The 19,031-nt window shown below is 64.3% G+C and carries 20 protein-coding genes and 1 tRNA gene; 8 read left to right on the top strand and 13 right to left on the bottom strand.

Translation table 11 applies throughout. The annotated features are described in order from the left end of the window. Positions 1-53: 53 nt before the first annotated feature. Positions 54-1,121: a DUF4241 domain-containing protein gene (locus DI041_RS03380; RefSeq protein WP_136638227.1), complete on the bottom strand. Its 1,068-nt coding sequence runs from the start codon at positions 1,119-1,121 to the stop codon at positions 54-56. 124 nt (positions 1,122-1,245) lie between these two features. Between DI041_RS03380 and DI041_RS03385 the strand changes: the two genes are divergently transcribed. Together DI041_RS03385 and DI041_RS03390 are read left to right on the top strand one after the other, a co-directional pair. Then, positions 1,246-1,335 (top strand) — tRNA-Ser (locus DI041_RS03385). Between the two features lie 351 nt (positions 1,336-1,686). Further along, entirely contained in the window at positions 1,687-1,938 is a 252-nt protein-coding gene (locus tag DI041_RS03390) for a hypothetical protein (protein ID WP_136638226.1), read from the top strand. 153 nt (positions 1,939-2,091) lie between these two features. On the opposite strand, the gene DI041_RS03395 is transcribed toward DI041_RS03390, so the two are convergent. Further along, positions 2,092-4,845: a UvrD-helicase domain-containing protein gene (locus DI041_RS03395; protein ID WP_136638225.1), complete on the bottom strand. Its 2,754-nt coding sequence runs from the start codon at positions 4,843-4,845 to the stop codon at positions 2,092-2,094. A gap of 178 nt (positions 4,846-5,023) precedes the next feature. On the opposite strand from DI041_RS03395, the gene DI041_RS03400 reads away from it, so the two are divergent. Beyond that, a complete protein-coding gene (locus DI041_RS03400; RefSeq protein WP_248298425.1) occupies positions 5,024-5,233 on the top strand; it encodes a hypothetical protein in 210 nt (69 codons plus the stop codon). Positions 5,234-5,302: 69 nt separating this feature from the next. Here the strand turns inward: DI041_RS03400 and DI041_RS03405 are convergent, their stop codons facing one another. Next, positions 5,303-5,635 (bottom strand): hypothetical protein, encoded by a 333-nt coding sequence (locus tag DI041_RS03405; RefSeq protein ID WP_248298424.1) that lies wholly within the window; start codon positions 5,633-5,635, stop codon positions 5,303-5,305. A 116-nt stretch (positions 5,636-5,751) separates the two neighbouring features. After that, positions 5,752-6,741 (bottom strand): acrylyl-CoA reductase (NADPH), encoded by a 990-nt coding sequence (gene acuI, locus DI041_RS03410; RefSeq protein WP_136638222.1) that lies wholly within the window; start codon positions 6,739-6,741, stop codon positions 5,752-5,754. Positions 6,742-6,843: 102 nt separating this feature from the next. Here acuI and DI041_RS03415 point away from each other — a divergent pair, with 102 nt between their 5' ends. The 4 genes from DI041_RS03415 to DI041_RS03430 all read left to right on the top strand — a co-directional run bounded on the left by DI041_RS03415 (position 6,844) and on the right by DI041_RS03430 (position 10,159). Next, positions 6,844-7,191 (top strand): winged helix-turn-helix transcriptional regulator, encoded by a 348-nt coding sequence (locus DI041_RS03415; RefSeq protein WP_136638221.1) that lies wholly within the window; start codon positions 6,844-6,846, stop codon positions 7,189-7,191. 197 nt (positions 7,192-7,388) lie between these two features. Next, on the top strand, positions 7,389-8,252 hold the full coding sequence (locus tag DI041_RS03420) for a Smlt3025 familytype IV secretion system inhibitor (RefSeq protein WP_136638220.1): 864 nt from the start codon (positions 7,389-7,391) through the stop codon (positions 8,250-8,252). A gap of 31 nt (positions 8,253-8,283) precedes the next feature. Further along, complete coding sequence (locus tag DI041_RS03425) at positions 8,284-9,609, top strand: Smlt3024 family type IV secretion system effector (protein ID WP_136638219.1); 1,326 nt, start codon at positions 8,284-8,286, stop codon at positions 9,607-9,609. Positions 9,610-9,703: 94 nt separating this feature from the next. Next, entirely contained in the window at positions 9,704-10,159 is a 456-nt protein-coding gene (locus tag DI041_RS03430; protein WP_046986714.1) for a hypothetical protein, read from the top strand. Between the two features lie 177 nt (positions 10,160-10,336). Here DI041_RS03430 and DI041_RS03435 read toward each other — a convergent pair whose 3' ends face one another. From DI041_RS03435 to DI041_RS03465, 7 genes are all read right to left on the bottom strand, one after another. Next, entirely contained in the window at positions 10,337-10,714 is a 378-nt protein-coding gene (locus tag DI041_RS03435; RefSeq protein ID WP_136638218.1) for an EF-hand domain-containing protein, read from the bottom strand. A gap of 30 nt (positions 10,715-10,744) precedes the next feature. Continuing rightward, positions 10,745-11,131, bottom strand: a complete 387-nt coding sequence (locus tag DI041_RS03440; protein WP_046986712.1) for a hypothetical protein — start codon at positions 11,129-11,131, stop codon at positions 10,745-10,747. A gap of 91 nt (positions 11,132-11,222) precedes the next feature. Next, positions 11,223-13,193, bottom strand: a complete 1,971-nt coding sequence (locus DI041_RS03445) for a MacB family efflux pump subunit (RefSeq protein ID WP_136638217.1) — start codon at positions 13,191-13,193, stop codon at positions 11,223-11,225. After that, positions 13,190-14,380 (bottom strand): efflux RND transporter periplasmic adaptor subunit, encoded by a 1,191-nt coding sequence (locus DI041_RS03450; protein WP_136638216.1) that lies wholly within the window; start codon positions 14,378-14,380, stop codon positions 13,190-13,192. The genes DI041_RS03445 and DI041_RS03450 overlap by 4 nt, the downstream gene beginning before the upstream one ends. Positions 14,381-14,515: 135 nt before the next feature. After that, on the bottom strand, positions 14,516-14,938 hold the full coding sequence (locus DI041_RS03455) for a hypothetical protein (RefSeq protein ID WP_248298423.1): 423 nt from the start codon (positions 14,936-14,938) through the stop codon (positions 14,516-14,518). 317 nt (positions 14,939-15,255) lie between these two features. Continuing rightward, positions 15,256-16,605, bottom strand: coding sequence for a sensor histidine kinase (locus DI041_RS03460; RefSeq protein WP_136638214.1), 1,350 nt, complete (start codon positions 16,603-16,605; stop codon positions 15,256-15,258). Beyond that, complete coding sequence (locus tag DI041_RS03465; RefSeq protein WP_136638213.1) at positions 16,605-17,279, bottom strand: response regulator transcription factor; 675 nt, start codon at positions 17,277-17,279, stop codon at positions 16,605-16,607. The genes DI041_RS03460 and DI041_RS03465 overlap by 1 nt, the downstream gene beginning before the upstream one ends. A gap of 214 nt (positions 17,280-17,493) precedes the next feature. Between DI041_RS03465 and DI041_RS03470 the strand changes: the two genes are divergently transcribed. Beyond that, entirely contained in the window at positions 17,494-17,775 is a 282-nt protein-coding gene (locus DI041_RS03470; RefSeq protein ID WP_136638212.1) for a hypothetical protein, read from the top strand. 77 nt (positions 17,776-17,852) lie between these two features. On the opposite strand, the gene DI041_RS03475 is transcribed toward DI041_RS03470, so the two are convergent. Both DI041_RS03475 and DI041_RS03480 read right to left on the bottom strand, forming a co-directional pair. After that, the gene (locus DI041_RS03475; RefSeq protein ID WP_046986706.1) at positions 17,853-18,323 is read right to left on the bottom strand and encodes an outer membrane lipoprotein; all 471 of its coding nucleotides are present in this window, start codon (positions 18,321-18,323) and stop codon (positions 17,853-17,855) included. Continuing rightward, entirely contained in the window at positions 18,320-18,886 is a 567-nt protein-coding gene (locus DI041_RS03480; RefSeq protein ID WP_046986705.1) for a putative periplasmic lipoprotein, read from the bottom strand. The genes DI041_RS03475 and DI041_RS03480 overlap by 4 nt, the downstream gene beginning before the upstream one ends. Between the last annotated feature and the right edge of the window lie 145 nt (positions 18,887-19,031).

A 19,031-nucleotide genomic window follows, 5' to 3' on the forward strand; every position in this document is an offset into this window, starting at 1 on the left:
AGAGTTGAACGGTAGCGCCGGGCCATGCCCGGCGTTGTCGCTTCCGATCGCGATCAATTCCGCCCTAACAACCGATCCCAGAAGCCGCGTCGCGGCTGGGCCGTTGGCTGGGGAGCAACGACCGGCGCTTCCAGCACCGCCATCAGTTCCGCGCTGCGTGGCTTCTTCAGGAAGTGGGCGTAGTCCATGTAGCTGGTCACCTTGCTCATGTGCAGGCGCTCGGGCATCGCCGGCAACGCGCCGCCCTGCAGCAGCACCCGCAACGCTCGCGGGCGGTCCAGGCGGACCGCCTCGAACAGCGCGGTGCCGCCACAGCCCGGCTCGATCTGGTTGGCGCGCCGCGGTGCATCCTTGAGCAGGGCTTGCAGCGCCTCTGCGTCATCGCGCTCTACGGCAGCCACCAGCAGCGCCAGTGCCTCCGCTTCTTCTGGCGGCAGACTGTCGCGATAGGCCTGATCGGCGATCTCGCGTTCGTCGCGCCCGTCACCGCCCTGGATGCACAGGAAGTCGGTGACCAGGGCGACCGGAATGCCGGAGGTATCCAGCGCCCAGTAGCTGGGATACACGCCGTCGCCCCAGCCGCTGGTGAACACGACCAGGCCGTGTGGTGAGTCCTCGCCCCAGGGGCGGTATTCGGCGCCGTCATCCAGGCCGTCATGGTCGATCAGTGCATCCGACCACTCGCTGTCTTCGTCGCCATCGGCCTGTTCGATCAGGGCCAGCAGTGCCTGCTGGGTGTCGGTGTCCATGAAACAGCCGATGCCGGCGTCGACCGGATAGCCGATGAAGCTGTCCTCGTCCAGGCCGGTCAGGTCCTGCGTGGTCCAGCGCGCCATCTGCCAATGCAGGGCAGACGCAATGAGGGCTTCGCGGGGTTTGAACCAGGCCACGGCCAGTGCGGGGCGGCCGCTGTGCACGATGATCTCGACGGGATGCCGACCCACGGGAGCGGTGTAATCGGCCAGCGCGGGTGCCTCGGCCTGGACCAGTGGATCGCAAACCACCAGATGCCCGCTGCTGACCGGGAGGTGCCCGGCGAAAGTACGGTGCAGGGCCACTGCGGCCAGCTGGGTGTCGTCCAGCAGGGTGGTGCGCAGGTTGGCCAGGTCGAGGTGGGCCATGGGGGCTCCGATTGCAGTGAAGGCCCCACCGTGCCGCATGCGAAGGGAGGGAGCAAGGGTGGTCTTGGGCAAATGGCCTTCACGTGCGAGAATACGGCGCTGCCCGGGCGACCGGGACCCGATTGGAGAGATGGCCGAGCGGTTTAAGGCACCGGTCTTGAAAACCGGCGAAGGGTCAAACCTTCCGTGGGTTCGAATCCCACTCTCTCCGCCAGGATTCCAGAAGGCCCCTAGTGATAGGGGCCTTTTTGTTTTCTCAGGCTTCCCTACCTGCGCAGCTGTCCTCAGCTGAGGACAGGGATGGATGCAAAAAAACTCTCGGCAGAGAATCAAGAAATCGATTCAGACCGTTGCTGCAGTGGAAGTGATCGCGCTGTTTCACGCGGAGTCTGATTTCGACTGCGCTGCTGCGGCTCAAGCAGGAAGTGGTGCGCGGTACGCCTGTGTTCTTGCTGAGTCGGCGGATAAGAAGCGCTCCCACTGGATCGGTGGGATGTTCCGAGAGACACCAGCACAAAACGCCGTTTACTGAGCTAGTATTCAGGTTTCACGGACAGGACTAATCATGAGTGAAATGGATGCGGTGGACCCGACTTCGGCAGAACAGTCACGAGTAGAGAGTGAGACGCTGCCGCTTGTCATCCAGACGGTCGGAGGTTTGTCGGCCGCGGTTGGCGTCATCAGCATCGTGTTGGCGCTTACTGGCATTGTTCCCTGGCTTTTGGGATCAGGCGTCTCCGCGCTTCTTGCTGCGCCTTTCCTTTATGGCTTTGCGGACATCGTGCTCAGCTTGAGAAAGCTGTGCTCAAAGCGTTGATGCAGGTGCTGGAAAAAGATCCATAAGCCGGCCCAGTGCCGGCTTTCTCTTTGTGGGAAAGTGGGAGTCGGTGGCCCTGCCGCCGTTACAGTCGATATCCCACCGCTGAGGTTTAGTGTCGGCGTGTTCGAACGGGTGGCAGATCCTGGACGGCTACCCGCGGCGCCCACCCTTCGGCTTGTTATGGCACAACGGGTAACTGGAGCACGACCGGAAGACCCCATGCGGCCCATTCCGGTCCACGAACACGCCCACCTTGCACACCGGGCAGCGCTCTTCGTGGATCGCCGCGCCTGATATCGCGGTCACTTCCACAGCTCCGTCCTTCACCAGCTCGTCCAAGAACGGCGAGTGCTTCCCCTGCAGGGTGAACATGGCCACCGATCGTCGCGCACGCGTCAGCGCCACATAGAACAACCGCCGCTCTTCGCTCAATGGATAGATATCACCCTCCGGCATCGCCAGCGAAAGCACCGGGTCATCCGAGCGCAGGCTCGGGAAGCTGCGGTTTACCATCCCCGGCAGAACAACGTAGTCCGCCTCGCGTCCTTTCGACCGATGGACCGTGAGGAACTCGACGTCCATCGTGCTGCCGAAGGCCGTCTTCCAATCCGAAGGCACTGCACCGCGATCCGCGCGATACCGCCCCAGAACAAAGACTGTCACGCGCCCGTTTCGGCCCTGTGGAACGGCACCGGACAGCAGCTGCTGATGCAACCTGGCGAGGTACTGGCGAACGCCATCCTGCACCTCCTCACGCCGGTTCATCTGGAACGCCTGCAGCACCTGGCCCATTGCCGGCGCAGCAGAGCTAACTTCCTTGGTGATCTGCGCGGGATTGCGGCTGATGAAGCGGCTGGACACATCGCACAGTGCCTGCGGGCAGCGGAACGTCTGTTCCAGTTTCAGCACCTGGCCGTGCCCCATCCACTCGCGGAATCCGGTCATCACCGAAACGTCGGCACCGGCGAAGCGGTTGATCGACTGCCAGTCGTCGCCCACTGCAAACAGATAGCGGCCGGGGCGGCTGACCAATGCACGGCAGAGTCGGGCACGGGCGCGTGAGGCGTCCTGGAATTCGTCGGCCATCACCAGTTCGTAGGGTGATTCATAGTGGCCCTGTTCAAGCAGGCCGGCCGCCATGTTGAGCATGTCCTCGAAGTCGATGCTGCGCTCGTCAGCCAGCGCACTGTCCCAGGCCTGGAAAACCGGCCCGGCGATCTCCAGGAAGCGCCGGTAGCGTTCCTTGAACTGATCCTCGGGCATCCGCCGCAGGCGCGCCGCCATATCGTCCAGCGTCAGGCAGTTACTCTTGGCATGCGCAATGAAGGTTCGCATCAGGCCGATCAGGTCCGCATCGGGCATCGGCTTGGCGCCCTGGTCGGGCAGCTCGCGGTCCGGGTTCGGGTCGAGTTCGATGTCAGACTCGCCGAGCTTCTCTGCGAGGTCCAGCAGGGCATGTCCGCTGCGCAGGCCAAAGGAGGTCGTCTCGACAAGGGCCGTGCCGCGCGCTGCATGCTGCTGGCGCTTCCAGCGCATGCCTTCGAGATAGTCGGAAACGTGCTCCGGCGGCTGGCCATCAGCATCCAGCGCAAAGTGCTCGTGATACAGCCCTGCGTCCGGGTAATGGAAGGCGGGGCGATACTGGCGATGGGTGTCAGTCGCCGCATCAAATTCGTAGCGTCGCTCGTAGTCGTACGTCACGCCGTTGTAGAAAAGCCAGTCGGCGATCACGCACTCTTCCAGGCTCTTCACCCGTTCCCCCTGCAGGGTACGGATGTAGGGCGTGCCATCGCGGTCGTAGCCGTCGGCCTCCATTTCCGCGCCGAATGGCGGCAGGTCGCGCCCGAACACCAGACGGAACATGTCCCATTGGGTGCGGAAGTGGGTCGAGCGATCCTTCAGGTCGTCCACCAGTTCGGCCAGCTTGTTGAAGCCCAGCGTTGCGTCGATCGCCCATTCGGGGATATCAGGCTTGCGTCCGGTGGCCTTGGCGACGATGGCCAAGCCGAGTGCATGGAAGGTCCGTGCCTCGATTGCGATATCGCCCATGCCCAACCGGTCGAAGGAACGCTGTGCGCGCTCTTCAAGCTCCCTGGCGGCATCCTTGTTGAAGGCGAGCATCACGATCCGCTCGGGTTCGACAAAGCCGCGATCAATGGCGTAAGCGGCCTTGGCGACCATCGTGGAGGTCTTGCCGGAGCCGGCTGCGGCCACGACCTGCACGCGGTTGTCGAAGCAGATGACGGCGCGGGCCTGTTCCTCGGTCAGTGGTTTGCTCTCGACCCTGTCCAGGAAGTCCTTGGCCAGCACCAACTCACGCGTTGCCATGGTCGCGTTGGCCTCGGCCCACACGGCAGGCCAATCCAGCTGCCAGTCGTGCAGGGCGTCCAGCGCTGCACGGTTGCTGGGCGAATGCAGGTCCTGGTGCACATCCTCATCGAGGAACAGTTGTTCCAGCTCGCGTGGCGGGATCGGCAGGGTGGGGCAACCGGCCAGCAGTGCCTGCTGTTGTTCGTGCGTGATCCAGCGGCGGCCGGTGCTGCTCCGGTCGATGAGGGCGTCTGCTTCGGCGAGCCATGACTGGATCTGCTCCAGGAGGGTCTCAAAGAGGGCCTTGCGCCCGCGCGTCGTGCGCGCGAAACGCACATGCTGCAAGGCAGCCGCGAGCCGGGAGGCCTGGCCGTTGGGCAGTCCATACATGGTCAGAACGCCGTCGCCCTGGGTCTGCAGCACGACCCTGGCCCAGAAGAGTCCGGGAATGACCTGCACGCGCTCGTCGTCAGCCGCGTGCTGCCGGTACTGCTTGCCGCCGACCGTGAGCTCGACGTGCTCACCATCAAGCTTCAGCCGCCAATCTGGTGAGCGGGTAAGAAGTCGACCCCAGCCCGAGGGGTGCCAATCCATAGACATCCAGTTACTGCCTTGCGTACGTCAATTGGGCTTGCAGAGCCCTTACGCCTCCATGATAAGGGGCGTTGACGACGCATGTGGCCTTTCGCTTCATGGCCGGCCATGCGACCGGTTTCATTGACGTTCGTGAAGGCGGTTGCCAGCATGACGCCTGTGGATATGGGCGCCGATCATGGAAATCGACTGGAACAGCGTGGGTACCTTGAAGCACTCCGTCGGCGGCTACGATATCCGCACGGATGCACTGAAGATTCTGGTGACCGCTGCAACGCAGGGGCACGAGGGTGATGTCTCGCAGATGCGCATCGAGATGGAAGATGGCATCGTCCTTCCGCCAGACGAGATCAGGCGGCTGGCACTGGCGCGGAGTCGCATCCGCTAGCCGCGCCGATCGGCACTGGACCTGGCCCCTCTGCGGCAGCTCCAGGTGCCAGCACCTGCCAGCATGGAATCACTCGTAGACGCGGTCCTGCCTCGTTGGAGGCACCTCAACCAGGTCTCCCCGCCGGATCAGCTCATCCAGATCCACTGCCGATGCTGCCAATGCCTCCTGCGCATCGAAATCCCATTTGTTCCTGTACTCACGCGCCAGAAGATCGCATACCGCCTTGGCTCGCTGGTAAGCATCGTTCTTCGCGTCATCCTGCATCAGCTCATCGCGATGGATCTGGCAGAGCATCAGCTGGTGCGCGTCTTCACCGCGCTCGCGCTCCCAGGCAATGTCGGCCAGGCCGGAAAGGGCGGTGGCAAGTGCAAGTGCAGTCATTGACATGGCGGTGTCCACAGTCGTCGGAAACCTGAGCGTATGCGAGCAGCAGTGGCAAGCGGCCACTGACGCTCGCATGGTTTCACGGCGTGTTCACCATTCGTTGCCGGATGGACTCAGCTGGGGAGGCTTCCTCAGGCATTCACATCCACGACAATCCGCCCACGCACCTTGCCCGGAATGATCTGCTCGTAGACCTCAAGCACGTCGGCAAGCCCAATCAGCTGCACCGTGCTTTCAAGCTTCTGCGGATCCAGGTCGGTGGCAAGCCGGTCCCAGGCACGCTGGCGAACGTCCTGCGGCGCATTCACCGAATCCACGCCCGCAAGGGTTACGTTGCGGAGAATGAAGGGCAGCACCGAGCCGTGCAGTGCATCGCTCTGCGCCAGACCACAGGCGGCGACGGCACCGCGATATTTCGTCTCGGCGATGGCGTTGACGAGGGTAGGGCCACCGGCTACATCCACCACGCCGGCCCATCGTTCGGCGCTCACCGGACGGTCGCGCGGTTCTGAAAGCTGCGCGCGATCGATGATCTCGGCGGCGCCCAGGCTGTGCAGATACTCGGCGTGTTCCGGGCGCCCGGTAGCGGCCACAACGCGATAGCCCAGCTTTGAGAGAATTGCCACCGCAATCGAGCCGACGCCACCGTTGGCGCCGGTCACCAGCACATCACCCTTGTCTGGCGTCACGCCGGCTTGTTCCAGGGCCAGTACGCACAGCATGGCGGTATAGCCAGCGGTGCCGATGGCCATGGCGTCGCGGGTGCTCAAGTTGTCGGGAATCCTGTTGAGCCATTCGCCACGCACGCGGGCACGCTGTGCCAGGCCGCCATGGTGGCCCATGCTCAGGTCCCAGCCATTCAACACGACACGGTCACCGGGCTGGAAATCGGCATTGCTCGACTCCAGCACCACGCCGGAAAGGTCGATGCCGGGAATCAACGGGAAGGTGCGGATGACCGGGCGCGTATTGGTGAGGGCTAGTGCGTCCTTGTAGTTCAGCGTTGAATATTCAACCTGCACCAGCACGTCGCCGTCCATCAGGTTGGCGTCATCGAAATCGACCAGTTCCGTGGATACGCCGTCGTTCGTTTTGCGGGTCAGCAGTGCCTTGAAACTCATGGTGGGGGCTCACGTTCAGTGGATGAGCCCATGCTAGGCTCGCACCGTTATCGCAACAAGAACGATGATTTTCCGTAGGTACTATGGTTTTCCGGAGTATTCATGCGTAGCAAGCGTTGGGACGGCAAGAGCGGTTGCGCTGTGGAGGTCACGCTGTCGGTGATGGGTGGCGTGTGGAAGCCTGTCATCCTCTTTCACCTGATGTCCGGCAAGCGTCGCTTCATGGAACTGACGCGGCGGGTGCCCAATGCCACCCAGTCCATGCTCACCAGCCAGCTGCGTGAACTGGAAGCCGATGGCGTGGTGATCCGCCACGTGTACCCGGAAGTGCCGCCGAAGGTGGAGTACGAGCTTTCCGAGTTCGGGCGCACGCTGGTGCCGGTGCTGCTGGCGATGCGCGAGTGGGGTGAAACCTATCGCGGCCATAGAAGCACGGACAGCGACGGCTGAGACCTGAGGCGGAGCGCCGAGCGTCGTCGACATGGCCCGTGCTCCCCGCAGTGTCCTGGAGACCACGGCAATAGCCGCAGTACTACAGGCAGCGCATGTGGAGCGCCGCCTCACTCGGTGAAGGGCTGCGAAGCGGTTCCTGTTCCATTGACGCCCGGTTGCCTATAGTGGCGCCGGAACCCTGCAATGGAATGCCCATGCACGTGATGTCTCCCGGCCGTTGCCTGACGCTCGCGCTTGCCGTCGTAGTGAATGCCGGCGCGTGTGCACGTCCGCCGTCCACCGAACACGAAAGGAATCCCGCCATGTCCGGCGCAACCCAGACCGGCCGCACGATCAACGGCCACACCTATACCGATGCCCCCGTGGACGTGAAGCTGGGGCCGAACACCTTCCGCATTCCGGCCAACTACCTGGACAGCCAGATCGCACCGTGGCCTGGCGAGGGCGTGACGCTGGTCATCGAGTGGCCGGACATGAAGCCGACACTGCCAGGTGCCCGGGCCAATCCGCGTACGAATGATTTCCGTAAGGAGATTCCCATTCGGATCAACTACGTTGATCGCGTTCCCGTCGAAACACTGCTTTCAAGGCTGTCGTCAAATGAAGCCGTCACGGAAGAGGATTCTGTGGAAAGGGAGGATCCCAGGGATCGTCTCGATCAACGCGTTGCACAGCCGGAGACCTTGGGGCTGACGCCCTATGCAATCGACGAAGCGAAGATGGTGGTGTACGCGAAGAAGTATGAGGCGCGGTACGGGAAGCCGCCTGTCCGCAATCCCGCCTACGAGAGAGACTGGTACATCGCACGCCAGGCCGACGGCCGGATCAGCTCGTTTATCAAATGTGACGGCAAGGAATTCCGACGCGACGGCGTGCGGCTGGAGGGAAGCGAGGTGATCAGTGAGCCAGGAGAAGTGGCAGCCGGCTGCGTTCATTATTTCGTGGACATCGACAACAAGCTGTCCGTCAGCCTGGACTACAAGAGAGCGTTTCTGAAGGACTGGAAGCGTATGGAAGAGGTTGTCAGGGATGTCATCGCGCGCACCCGGTCCCAGTGATCGGTGAATCAAGGAAGAGAAGGGACAGGGTATGAGTGGATTGACCGAACGCGATCTCAGAGTCCTTGGCAGCTATGCCAGAGACGGCAACCGCGAGCTTTACTGGAACTACCTGTCGCAGCTGCCGGGAGCCGATGGCTACGGGACGCTGGCACTGGGTGTTGTACGCAATGACAGCCTTCCGGGACGTGTAGCGAACACCTATGCACAGAACTACGCGAAGACCCAACAGGATGAGGGATCGCGTTTCTCAAATGCACAGTTGACCGAGCGGCAGTGGGAGTCCTTTGGGCAGACCCTGCTCGAAAGAGATCTTGAATTGCGGCAGCAGTGGATGAACGAGCGCCGCCCAGACCTGGCACTGAATCTTCCCGGCAAGGATGTGATGCTGGCCCACGATCGGGCATTTGAACGGCATGAGCTTGATCCCAACTGCTGGACGCCGCGCGTGCTGCTGCAGGCGGCTGAGCAGAAGAGCGGCCCCGCGAAGCTGGAGCAGATCTGGACCAACATGCTCAACAACGACTACGCCGGAGGCCCGCGCGTAGGCAACACCAGCGTTGATGCCATCAGCCAGATGGGATGGGCGAAGGGCGGGCAGTACCTGACCCGGTTGAGCGTGCTGGAAGCCACCCAGACACTAGAGGGCCGCTCAGCGGTCGATCCGAACGTCATCGGCGGCAACAGCTACTACGCGATGTACTTCGAAGCCGACAGGAAATGGGCCAGCGTCAGTGCAGGCGGCGGCCACATGTCGCTGCGCGAGATCACCGATCCCGCCCGTATCGCCGAACTCAACGACGCCCGCGAGGTTCGTCTGGAACGGCAGGAGAAGCTTACCCAGTTCCACCCGGACGACCCATACCGGACCATTACCCGCAGCCCGCTTACCGCAGCCGTGGACGACGTGCCGGATCCCTCGCAGGCACCGACCCGTCTGGCCGACATTGGTCCTGGCCACCGTGAGTACGCATTGATGCAGCAGGTGCGCGAAGGCGTGGCCGCGATCGATGCCAGCGCCGGGCGTACTCATGATGAGAACAGTGAGCGCCTTGTGGCGAGCGTGATGGCATTGGCGCGTCGCAACCAGCTTGAACGCGCCGATCACGTGTTGCTGAGCGCGCAGACCACCGATCACCCGGCCGGCCGCAACGTGTTCGTGGTGCAGGGTGAGTTGAACGATCCGGCGCATCTGCGGACCTCCATGCCCACGGACAGGGCAGTGCAGACACCGGTCGAGCAGTCACTGCAGGCCCTGCAGGCCGTCGGTGCGGATCGTGGACAGGCACATGCGCAGCGCCAGCAGCAGGAGATCGATGTGCAGGCGCGCGACACGCCTGCCATGCGTATGGGCTAGGTTTCCGGCCTGCCCCAGCCCACCTCACGCGGTCTTTGCAACTCGGTGCGCGGGCATTGCTAAGTTCGCTTGGCATCCATCACAGGAACCTGCAATGACCCGGACGTCCCCGCTTGTCCTGCTTGGCCTCTGCCTTGCCCCGGCCCTGGCCTTCGCCCAATCCGACCGGCAGGTGGCCGAAGACATGGTGACCCGCGCGGCCAACGTCTGCCCTGGCCACAGCACCGAGCGCACTGCGCCTACGGTGAAGAGGGTGCCAGTGGGTGCGCTGCGCGTCATGCTCGACCGCGGCCTGGTGATGTGCCCGGACCGTCGCTTGGATGCCTCTGCACCCGCGGTGTTCTACGGCCGGGTAGGTGTGTTTGGCTGGAATCCGGAAGTGCCAGCGGCTGCGACCGTGGTCGTGGCGAAGATCGACCAGATGACCCGTAAGGATGAGTACCCGGTGGAGACGATGGTGTGGGACGCGAAGGGCACGGCGCTTACCCAGCAGACGGTGCCCTCGTTTGAGCCGCGCCCGGGTGCGGCGGTGCTGTACAAGGTGCGCTGAGCGCTGCGTGCTAGCTGGTAGATGCCCACCTTGGTGGGCGTTCTGGCCCTCGCGCGTGGTGACGGAGCCGTGCCCACCACGGTGGGCACCCACCAAAGCGATGCGACGTGGCATCCGGTAATGGCGCGCGATCAGGCGTTTTGCCCACCAGGGTGGGCAACTATCAATACCGAAGCGCTACTTGGCCGGTGCGTCTGCCGTCTGCGCGGCCACCATGGCCTGCTGCATTTCCTTCAGCGACAGATAGCCATCGCCATCAGTATCCAGCCCCGCGAAATACTTCGCGATTTCCGGCACCACAGCGGCTTCCTTCCTGCTGATCCTTCCGTCTTTGTCGGCATCCATTTCCTTGAACGCGGCGTCGATGGAGTCGGCCTGCTTGTTGAAGCGTGCCTGCTGGTACTTCGCGTACTCGGCCTTGTCGATGTGGCCATCGCCGTTGCTGTCCATGACGGCGAAGCTGGAGTCGATATAGGCCTGCTTCGGGTCGCCGCTGGCGGCGTGGCCGATCAGCGGTGTGGCACACAGGGCGATGATGAGAAGCGTCTTGTTCATGCGGTCGGTTCCTTCGCAATGCAGGGCAGGTCAGCGGCAGGGATAGCTGTAGCCATCCGAACCTCGGTAGGTGTCGCTGCGGCGGTCGTAGTTGCCGTAGCGGCTCATGCAGTAGTCGGCGCGCTCGCGAACCTCACGCTCGCGCTTGGCCGCGGCGGCGATCACGCCGGCCACCACCGCCGCGCCGACCACGCCCACCACCACGCGCTTGGCTTTGGCATCGTCGCGCCGGTCACGCTCACGTTCGCGTTCGCGGCGCTCCCATTCGTCGCGCTGGCGGTCCTGGTAGCCCCGGTCCCAGCCTGAGCGGTAGCCATCCCGGTTCTGTGCGTGAGCCTGGCCCGCATAGGGCAGCAGGACCAGCACTTGCAGTGCGGCACCCAGCAGCAACGCTGCACGTCCTGTCTTCTGAAACATCGTTCCGCTCCTGTGCGGCTGTGTCGGTGGTGCCAGTACAGCGCGCGGACATTGCGCGAACCTGTAGCCGTCTCCGCTGGACGCATTTCGTTCAGCGCACCAGCGCCTCCACCGGGTCCAGCTGTGCCGCACGGCGTGCCGGCAGGAAGCCGAAACCAATGCCGATCAGGCTGCTGCAGGCAAACGCGGCCAGAATCGAGGTTGTCGAGAACACGAGCGAGAAGCCGATGTCGGCCAACGCCAGAACTCCCCCCAGCGCGAGTGCCACGCCGATACCCAGCACGCCACCGAGCAGGCAGACCAGCACCGATTCGATCAGGAACTGCTGCAGGATGTCGCTGCGGCGCGCGCCCACCGCCATGCGCACGCCGATCTCGCGGGTGCGCTCGGTCACTGAGACCAGCATGATGTTCATTACCCCGATACCGCCCACCACCAGTGCGATGGCGGCAATGGAGCTGATCATCAGCGTGAGGATACGGGTGGTCTGCTCGATCGAAGTGCGGATCTGTGCGTTGTTGCTCATGTAGAAGTCCTGCCGCCCGTGGCGGCGCTCCAGCAGCCGGCGGATGGAGGCTTCCGCGGCCTGCATGCCCACGGTATCGGACACGCGCACGGTGATGCTGGACACATGGCTCTGCCCCAACATGCGCGCCATGGCGGTGGTGTAGGGCACCCAGACCTGCAGCAACGAGGCATCGCCCACGGCGCCGGCCTCTTTCTTCACCACGCCCATCACCCGCACCGGAACATTGCCGAGCAGCAAGGTCTGGCCGATCGGGTCTTCCTGTGCGGTGAAGAACCGTTCGCGCGTATTGGCGTCGATCACCGCCACCTGCTGGTAGCCGGCGACGGCGGGCTGGCCAAAGAAGCGCCCTTGTCCCAGCTTCAGGCCGTGCACGCGGAAGTACTGCTCACTCACACCCTGCATCTGCACGTTGGCCGAGCGATTGCCACGCTGTGCGGTGCCGCTGCTGGCGACGCTGGGCGTGGCGCTGTCCACGAACGGTTGCCCGGCCAGCGCCGTGCTGTCGCCGGGCGTCAAGGTCTCGACCTGTGCGGCGTGCACATCGCCGAAGCCGGAGCCCGGATAGACCTCGATGGTGGTGGTGCCCAGCGAAGCGATGTTGGACAGGATCGCCTGACGTGCGCCCGTGCCCAGGGCGACCACCGACACCACCGAGGCAATGCCGATGATGATGCCGAGCATGGTCAGGAAGGTGCGCATGCGGTGTGCGTTCATCGCGCGCAGGGCCATGCGGAAGGCTTCGCTGAAGCGGTCGCGCAGGGCCTGCCAGCCGGTGCCTTCGCTGCCTGCCTGCAGACTGGCCGCGATGCTGCTGGCGGTGCCTGTCGCGGCAGCGGTGGGGCGATCGTCGACGATACGCCCATCGCGGATCTCGATGATGCGCTGCGCATGCCCGGCCACGGCCATGTCATGGGTGACCAGCACCACCGTATGGCCTTCGGCGTGCAGTTCGCCCAAGATCTTCATCACCTCCTTGCCGGACTGGGTGTCCAATGCGCCGGTGGGCTCATCGGCGAAGATCACTGCGCCGCCGTTCATCAGCGCGCGCGCGATCGACACGCGCTGCTGCTGCCCGCCGGAAAGCTCGCCGGGCAGATGCAGCATGCGTTCGCCCAGGCCCAGTCGCTGAAGCAGGGCCTGGGCGCGGGCATGGCGGTCGGCGCTGGGTTGGCCGGCGTAGATGGCCGGTACCTCCACGTTACCCAGCGCGGTCAGGTCGGTCAGCAGGTGGTAGCGCTGGAATATGAAACCAAAGTGCTCGCGGCGCAGCTCGGCCAGTTCGTCCGGTGCCATCTGCGCGGTCTCGCGACCGGCGATCTGATACGCGCCGGACGAGGGTTGGTCCAGGCAGCCCAGAATGTTCATCAGGGTGGATTTGCCCGAACCGGACTGGCCGACGATGGCCACCAGCTCACCGGCGCGGATATCCAGATCGATGCCATCGAGCACGACCAGGGTCTGTTCGCCGGCCGCGAATTCGCGGCGGATGCCGCGCACGCGCAGCAGCGGTGCGTCCTTCTCTGCATCCATCATGGCTGTGCAACGGCTGCGCCGGCAGCATCGCGGGACTGGACCAGTACCACCTGCTCGCCCTGCTGCAGGCCGCTGCGCACTTCCACGTTGATCTGGTCGTCCAGCCCGGTGGTGACGCGCCGCGGCGCAGGCTGGCCATCCGCGCCGCGTACCTGCACGCTGTAGCTGCCATCGGCGGCACGCGCACCCAGTGCGGCCGAGGGAATGGTCAGCACGCCCTTGGCACGCCCCAGAACGATGCGCACCTGTGCCGTCATGTAGCTGCGCAGTCGACCATCAGCGTTGTCCACGTCGAACTGACCGTTGTAGTACATGGCCGTGCGGCTGGCGCCCACCGAAGCGCTGGCGGGCGCGAAGCCGGAGGTGTCTTCGTTGGTGATCGAGTCGGGTGCCGGTGCGATGTCGCGCAGCGTGCTGCTGTAGCGTCGGTCGCTGTCGCCCAGGATGGTGAAGAACGCCTCCTGTCCCAGTGCGGTGTGGACCACGTCGGCCTCGGAGATTTCGGCGTAGACGGTCATCACGTCCTGGTTGCCGAGCATCACGATGGTCGGTGCGCTCTGTACCGCATTGACTGTCTGGCCCTGTCGCGCGACCACGGCCAGCACGGTGCCATCGGTGGGCGCAGTGATGCGGGTGTAGCCCAGGTTGGTCTGTGCCACATCCACATCGGTCTGGCGCTGCACCACCTCGCCATCGAGTGCGGCGATCTGTTCACGGGTAGCATCGACCTTGGCCTTGGCCGCATCGTAGTCTGCGCGCGCGACCAGTTGCCTTGACACCAGAGCCTGCTGGCGTTGAAGGGTCAGCTGGTACTGGCGCAGGTCGGTGGCCAGCGCGTCGCGGTTGGCACGCGCGGTGCGCTGTGCCGCCTGCGCACTCAACAACGCGTTGCGCTGGGTGCGTGAATCGATATCGGCAATCGGATCGCCAGCTTTCACCTTGTCGCCCAGCTTCACATGCAAGGTCTCGATGCGGCCGGAGACCTGCGCGCCCACGCTCACCAGTCGCGAGGGCTTCAGTGTTCCGGTGGCTTCCACGACCTGTTCGATGTTGCCGCGGGTGACCGGTGCCACCTGCAGTTGCGGTGGTGGTGCGGGCCAGAGCCACGCGAAGAGCACCAACAGGATACAGAGGACTGCAGCAGCAATGATCAGCGCGCGGCGGCGGCTGTGCGGTGCGGCGCTCATCGGTACAGCATCCAGAAAAGACAGTGCATCGTGTGTCCTCGCGACAGATGGGATTGCACGCCGGCAGGGCAGGCGTGGATGGCCGTCGAGTCTCGATGCGCTGGATTGCGTGAACCTTGCGGTGGTGCGCCCGTTTCAGGAGGCAACGCCGAGCGTGAGCAGTGCCATCGCGATGAACTGGAGCACGCTGCCGAGCGCCAGCAGCGCATGGTGCAGGCGTTGTACCGCTGTGTGCAGGCTCGAAAGCTGGCATAGCGCGCCGACGACCAGCACGGCACATGCAGTAGCGGGCAGCCTCGCGGCAGCTGCGCTGATCGCGATGATCAGCAATGTTGCAGCAAACATCACGGCAGCCGCATATGCATGCAGGGTCTGCAGGAACTGAGGAACGGGGCGCGATGCAGCTCCCCGCCACACTGCCAGCATGTGCAGTGCGGCATGCACGACGACGAACACCACCACGGCGGTGGTCGTTGGGTGCGCGTGCCGATAGGCTGAGGCCACCAGCGCAAGGCCTGGGAGCAGCAGGAACAGGGCGGCGAACAGGCGGATCAGCACGCCTGCCCGCTCGCGTTCGGGAATCATCCGCAGCCAGTGCGGCCAGTGTTCAAGCCCACGCGCGCGGCCTGCATGCGCGCGGCAGTTCCACGCTGCGGCGGTCAGGCTGGGCGCATTCCGAGGAGGCGTGGTAGGTGTGGAAGAGGGCGGTGGAGAAGCTCCCTGTGTCACATGCAGGCTTCCTGTCAGATCCGGACGCAGCACCTTCAGCGGTGCAACTCACCTGGATGCTGGGCAGAGAACATTGCCGCAACCTTGCGCATCAACCGCGGCGGATGCGCGTGGACAGCCGGTAGTCATACACGTGGGGGAAGCGCTCAGTGCGCCCGCGTCGATGCGCTGGTGACGCCTGGATGCAGGGGGAACTCGACGCGGATCAGGGCGCCGCCACTGGGTGCATCCAGAATCGTGACGTGGCCGCCGTGGCGGTCGATCACCTGCCGCACCAGGTTCAAGCCCAATCCGGCGCCAGTCTGCCGGGGGCGCAGGCGCTGGAAGGGTTCGAACACGCGTTCGCGCTGGTCGACCGGAATGCCGGGGCCATCGTCTTCCACCTCAAGGCAGCTGCCCTGCACGCGCACGATGATGTGGCGTCCACCGTGCTCGGCGGCATTCAGCACCAGGTTGGAGAGCACCCGTTCGATGGCACCGGACTCGCCCAGCACCGGGAAGTTCGGTTCCATGGCCACGGCGACTGTCTTGTCGGACTGGATCAACAGGGGGGCCAGATCAGCGACGACCCGCTTGGCCACGCGGGCCAGGTTGAGGGAGTCCTTCGGCCCATCCGCTTCCATGCGGTGCAGGTCCAGCAGCTGCTCGGCCAGTGTTGCCAGCCGAGCGACCTCCACGGTCAGGCTACGCGAGGTGGAGTCGTCGGCCGCATCGATCTTCACCCGCAGGATGGCGATGGGCGTACGTAGCTCATGGGCGGCAGCGGCGATGAAGCGACGTTGCCGTTCGTGCCCTTCGTCCAGACGGTCAAGCGCTTCGTTCACCGCTGCAACCAGGGGGGCGATCTCGACCGGTACTGCGGTCTCCGTCAGGCGGATACCGCGGCGGCTGGCAGAGATGTTGCGGGCTTCCTGCGCGATGCGTTCCACACCGGCCAGCGCGCGGCGCACGATGATCGGGGTCAGGATGATAGTGGCCAGGCCCAGCAGCAGGAAGATCGGCAGGGTGATGATGTGTGCGGCCAGCGCCATCTGCCAGGTCAGCGAATCGGTTTCGCCATGGGCCATGATGGTCAGCTTGCCGGCCGGGCCGCTGTGCTGGCGTATCACCACGGCCAGACCGTCGTTGCGGCCGCGTCCGCGCAGGTCGCCATAGGGAATTCCGTCCAGGGCGCCAACCAGCGACGCGTACGCTGGCGGGACATGGCCGAATGTCACATGGTGGCCCTGCTCATCCTCGGCGATGAACCACGCGCCGGGGACGATCTTCAGCAGCTCGGCCAGCTCCGGCGTGTGTTCCACATACAGTTCGCCCTTGCTGTCGCGGTGAACGGCCTCTGCCGCCACCGGGGCGAAGGTCTGGATGGTGTAGTAGCCGCCACTGTCAACACGCACCAGCACCATCAGCAGGGCGAAGAACGCCACCAGTAGCGCAAGCAGCTGGTAGATCAGTGTCTTGACGATCAGCGGGCGCTTGAGTGAGGGACGACGCGCCATTACTTCGTTTCCCGCATCAGATAGCCGACGCCGCGGATGGCATGGATTTCCACCCCCGCATCAGCGTCGGCCAGCTTGCGCCGCAAGCGTGAGACATGCGAGTCCAGCGTGTTTGAATGGATGCCGTCGTCGAAGCCGTACACTGCCATTTCAATGGACTCGCGCAGCACCGTGCGGCCCAGTCGACGGGTGAGGGCCGCCAGCACGCGGATCTCGCGCCGCGGAAGCTCCAGTCGCTGTCCGCCAACGCTGGCCTCGCCCGAGGCGGGATCGAACAGGAGCCGGCCGATGCTCACCGGCTCGACCTGCATGCCACTTGGCCGGCGCGCGGCCGCACGGATCCGCGCGAACAGCTCCTCCAGCGCGAACGGCTTGGCCAGGTAATCGTCGGCTCCCTCATCCAGGCCGGTGATGCGGTCCGGCAACTGTCCCAGCGCGCTCAGTACGATGATCGGCACTCCGGGGTTGCGCCCACGAAGCACCGGAATCAGGCCCAGCCCGTCACCATCGGGCAGAGTGCGGTCCAGCAGCACCAGGTCGTGTGGCCCGGAAAGTGCGGCTTCGCGAGCCAGTGCCAGGGTATTGGCCAGGTCCACCACATAGCGCTCGCGCTGCAAGGCAGACTTCAAGGTGGCAGCCAGTTCGGCTTCGTCTTCGATCAGCAGGATGTGCATCGGCGGGAATCGGGCGGGAAGGAGGGCGCAGGAGGGGGCTTCGGCACGCGCCGGCACCGTATTACAGGAACATTGCGTGAACATGGCGTGCCTTCAGGGCCTGCCGATGATGTCGAAACGCCGTTGCGGCGCGGGCCGCCGGGCGCAAGGTTCGCGCAATCCGGGCACTCCAGCCTTGGCGCCCATTTGCTGATTCCCAACCCCTGGAGTACCCATGAAGTTGTTCATCCCGCTGTTGTTCGTTGCCGTTCTGGGCGGCTGCACCACCGCCAAGATGACCGTTACCCCCGACGGCCGGCGTGGCGTTTCCATCGACTGCAGCGGCTCCAGTTCCTGGAGTGGCTGCTACGAAAAGGCCGGGCAGATGTGCCCGGGTGGCTATGTTGTCTTCAGCAAGGATGGCGATGAAGGGAACGCCATCGCCGTGGGCAACAGGAACGGCTTCACCTCCACCCAGATGGCCACCCGCGCGATGCTGGTGTCCTGCTCGCACTGATGCCGGCAGGGGAGGTGGGTTGCCACCTCCCTGGTGTCCAATGCAACGATGCCCCTCGGAAGGGGCATCGTTGGGGTTTACGGCGTTGTCTTCGCCTGACGCGGATCGGCAATGATGCGCGAGGGCGATCCATACAGAACCAGGACCCGCATGCCGGCACTGAACACAGGATCGGGGCCTTGCACGACGGTCATCAGATTGCCGTTCTCGGTCTGCACCACGTATTCCAGGCCCTTGGCCTGCGAAAGCGCGCGTTCGGAAGCCGCACCGGCAATCGCGCCCACCACCAGGCCGCCGATGGCACCGATGGCCGCAGCCTGATCGCTGCCACCGATGGTGGAGCCAGCCACACCGCCGGCGGCAGCTCCAGCAACGGCTCCACCTCCCTGCGAACCGTCAATACTGACGGCGCGAACGCTGATGACGGTACCGCTGACAGTCCGATTGACCTGTCCAACCGAGCCGATGGAATAGCTGTCGGTACGTACGTTGGGCGCGCAGGCCGTCAGCATCGCGGTAACCGATGCGGCCAGCAGCAGACGCTTCACGGTGCTTCCTGCTTGTTCGGGAACATCGGCTTGGACACGTCCACGGTTTCCAGGGCCTGCAGGAACTGGGCGATGTTGTTCTGTGCCGAGCGGCTGATCGATTCACGCGCCCGGACCACACCAGCGAAGGCATAGTTGAACGGCACTTCCCCCGATGCGCTGACATCCTGCGTATAGACGATGCCACCGGTTGCGCGGTCGATCAGCTCGTAGCGGGCGACCGTCTTGGTGGTCATCGAGGCGCCGAAGCTCGGAATGTCGATCGCCAGGATCTTCACCGACAGGCTCAGCTTCACCGGCGCGTCGTCGCGGAAGACGGCCATCTTGTTCAGCGCTTCGGTCAGCGCGTTCTGCCACATCTGCGGGACTTCGTGCTGGGCCTGGGCGGGAATCTTGCCCTTGGCCTCATCCGGACGTGCCAGCGTGACCGTCAGTGACTTCAGCTCGCCGTCGATCTTCTTGCTGCTGACCCCGACGTTCGGGACCGAGAAATTGAGCGGCGGATTGGTGGTGCAACCCACCAGCGACGCAGCGATGATCGCTGCGAACAGGAACTTCTTCATCCATTTTCCCCTGTGATTGCGTTGGAACATCCATGGTGAATCGTGTGCTGGCCCGCAACGCTCCTGCTGCACCGCAATTACCGCCGATGGTCGGCTGCGAGCGTGGCTGACTGCGCGCAAGAATACCCGAATCACAGCGGATCGC

The sequence above is a fragment of the Stenotrophomonas maltophilia genome, from assembly GCF_004920835.1.
In the GTDB taxonomy this organism is placed as follows: Bacteria; Pseudomonadota; Gammaproteobacteria; order Xanthomonadales; family Xanthomonadaceae; genus Stenotrophomonas; species Stenotrophomonas maltophilia_AQ.

Coding starts and splice junctions, on each gene's coding strand:
- DI041_RS03380 (WP_136638227.1), bottom strand. CDS start 1,121: ATGGCCCACCTCGACCTGGCCAACCTGCGCACCACCCTGCTGGACGAC.
- DI041_RS03390 (WP_136638226.1), top strand. CDS start 1,687: ATGAGTGAAATGGATGCGGTGGACCCGACTTCGGCAGAACAGTCACGA.
- DI041_RS03395 (WP_136638225.1), bottom strand. CDS start 4,845: ATGGATTGGCACCCCTCGGGCTGGGGTCGACTTCTTACCCGCTCACCA.
- DI041_RS03400 (WP_248298425.1), top strand. CDS start 5,024: ATGGAAATCGACTGGAACAGCGTGGGTACCTTGAAGCACTCCGTCGGC.
- acuI (WP_136638222.1), bottom strand. CDS start 6,741: ATGAGTTTCAAGGCACTGCTGACCCGCAAAACGAACGACGGCGTATCC.
- DI041_RS03415 (WP_136638221.1), top strand. CDS start 6,844: ATGCGTAGCAAGCGTTGGGACGGCAAGAGCGGTTGCGCTGTGGAGGTC.
- DI041_RS03420 (WP_136638220.1), top strand. CDS start 7,389: ATGCACGTGATGTCTCCCGGCCGTTGCCTGACGCTCGCGCTTGCCGTC.
- DI041_RS03425 (WP_136638219.1), top strand. CDS start 8,284: ATGAGTGGATTGACCGAACGCGATCTCAGAGTCCTTGGCAGCTATGCC.
- DI041_RS03430 (WP_046986714.1), top strand. CDS start 9,704: ATGACCCGGACGTCCCCGCTTGTCCTGCTTGGCCTCTGCCTTGCCCCG.
- DI041_RS03435 (WP_136638218.1), bottom strand. CDS start 10,714: ATGAACAAGACGCTTCTCATCATCGCCCTGTGTGCCACACCGCTGATC.
- DI041_RS03440 (WP_046986712.1), bottom strand. CDS start 11,131: ATGTTTCAGAAGACAGGACGTGCAGCGTTGCTGCTGGGTGCCGCACTG.
- DI041_RS03445 (WP_136638217.1), bottom strand. CDS start 13,193: ATGATGGATGCAGAGAAGGACGCACCGCTGCTGCGCGTGCGCGGCATC.
- DI041_RS03450 (WP_136638216.1), bottom strand. CDS start 14,380: ATGAGCGCCGCACCGCACAGCCGCCGCCGCGCGCTGATCATTGCTGCT.
- DI041_RS03460 (WP_136638214.1), bottom strand. CDS start 16,605: ATGGCGCGTCGTCCCTCACTCAAGCGCCCGCTGATCGTCAAGACACTG.
- DI041_RS03465 (WP_136638213.1), bottom strand. CDS start 17,279: ATGCACATCCTGCTGATCGAAGACGAAGCCGAACTGGCTGCCACCTTG.
- DI041_RS03470 (WP_136638212.1), top strand. CDS start 17,494: ATGAAGTTGTTCATCCCGCTGTTGTTCGTTGCCGTTCTGGGCGGCTGC.
- DI041_RS03480 (WP_046986705.1), bottom strand. CDS start 18,886: ATGAAGAAGTTCCTGTTCGCAGCGATCATCGCTGCGTCGCTGGTGGGT.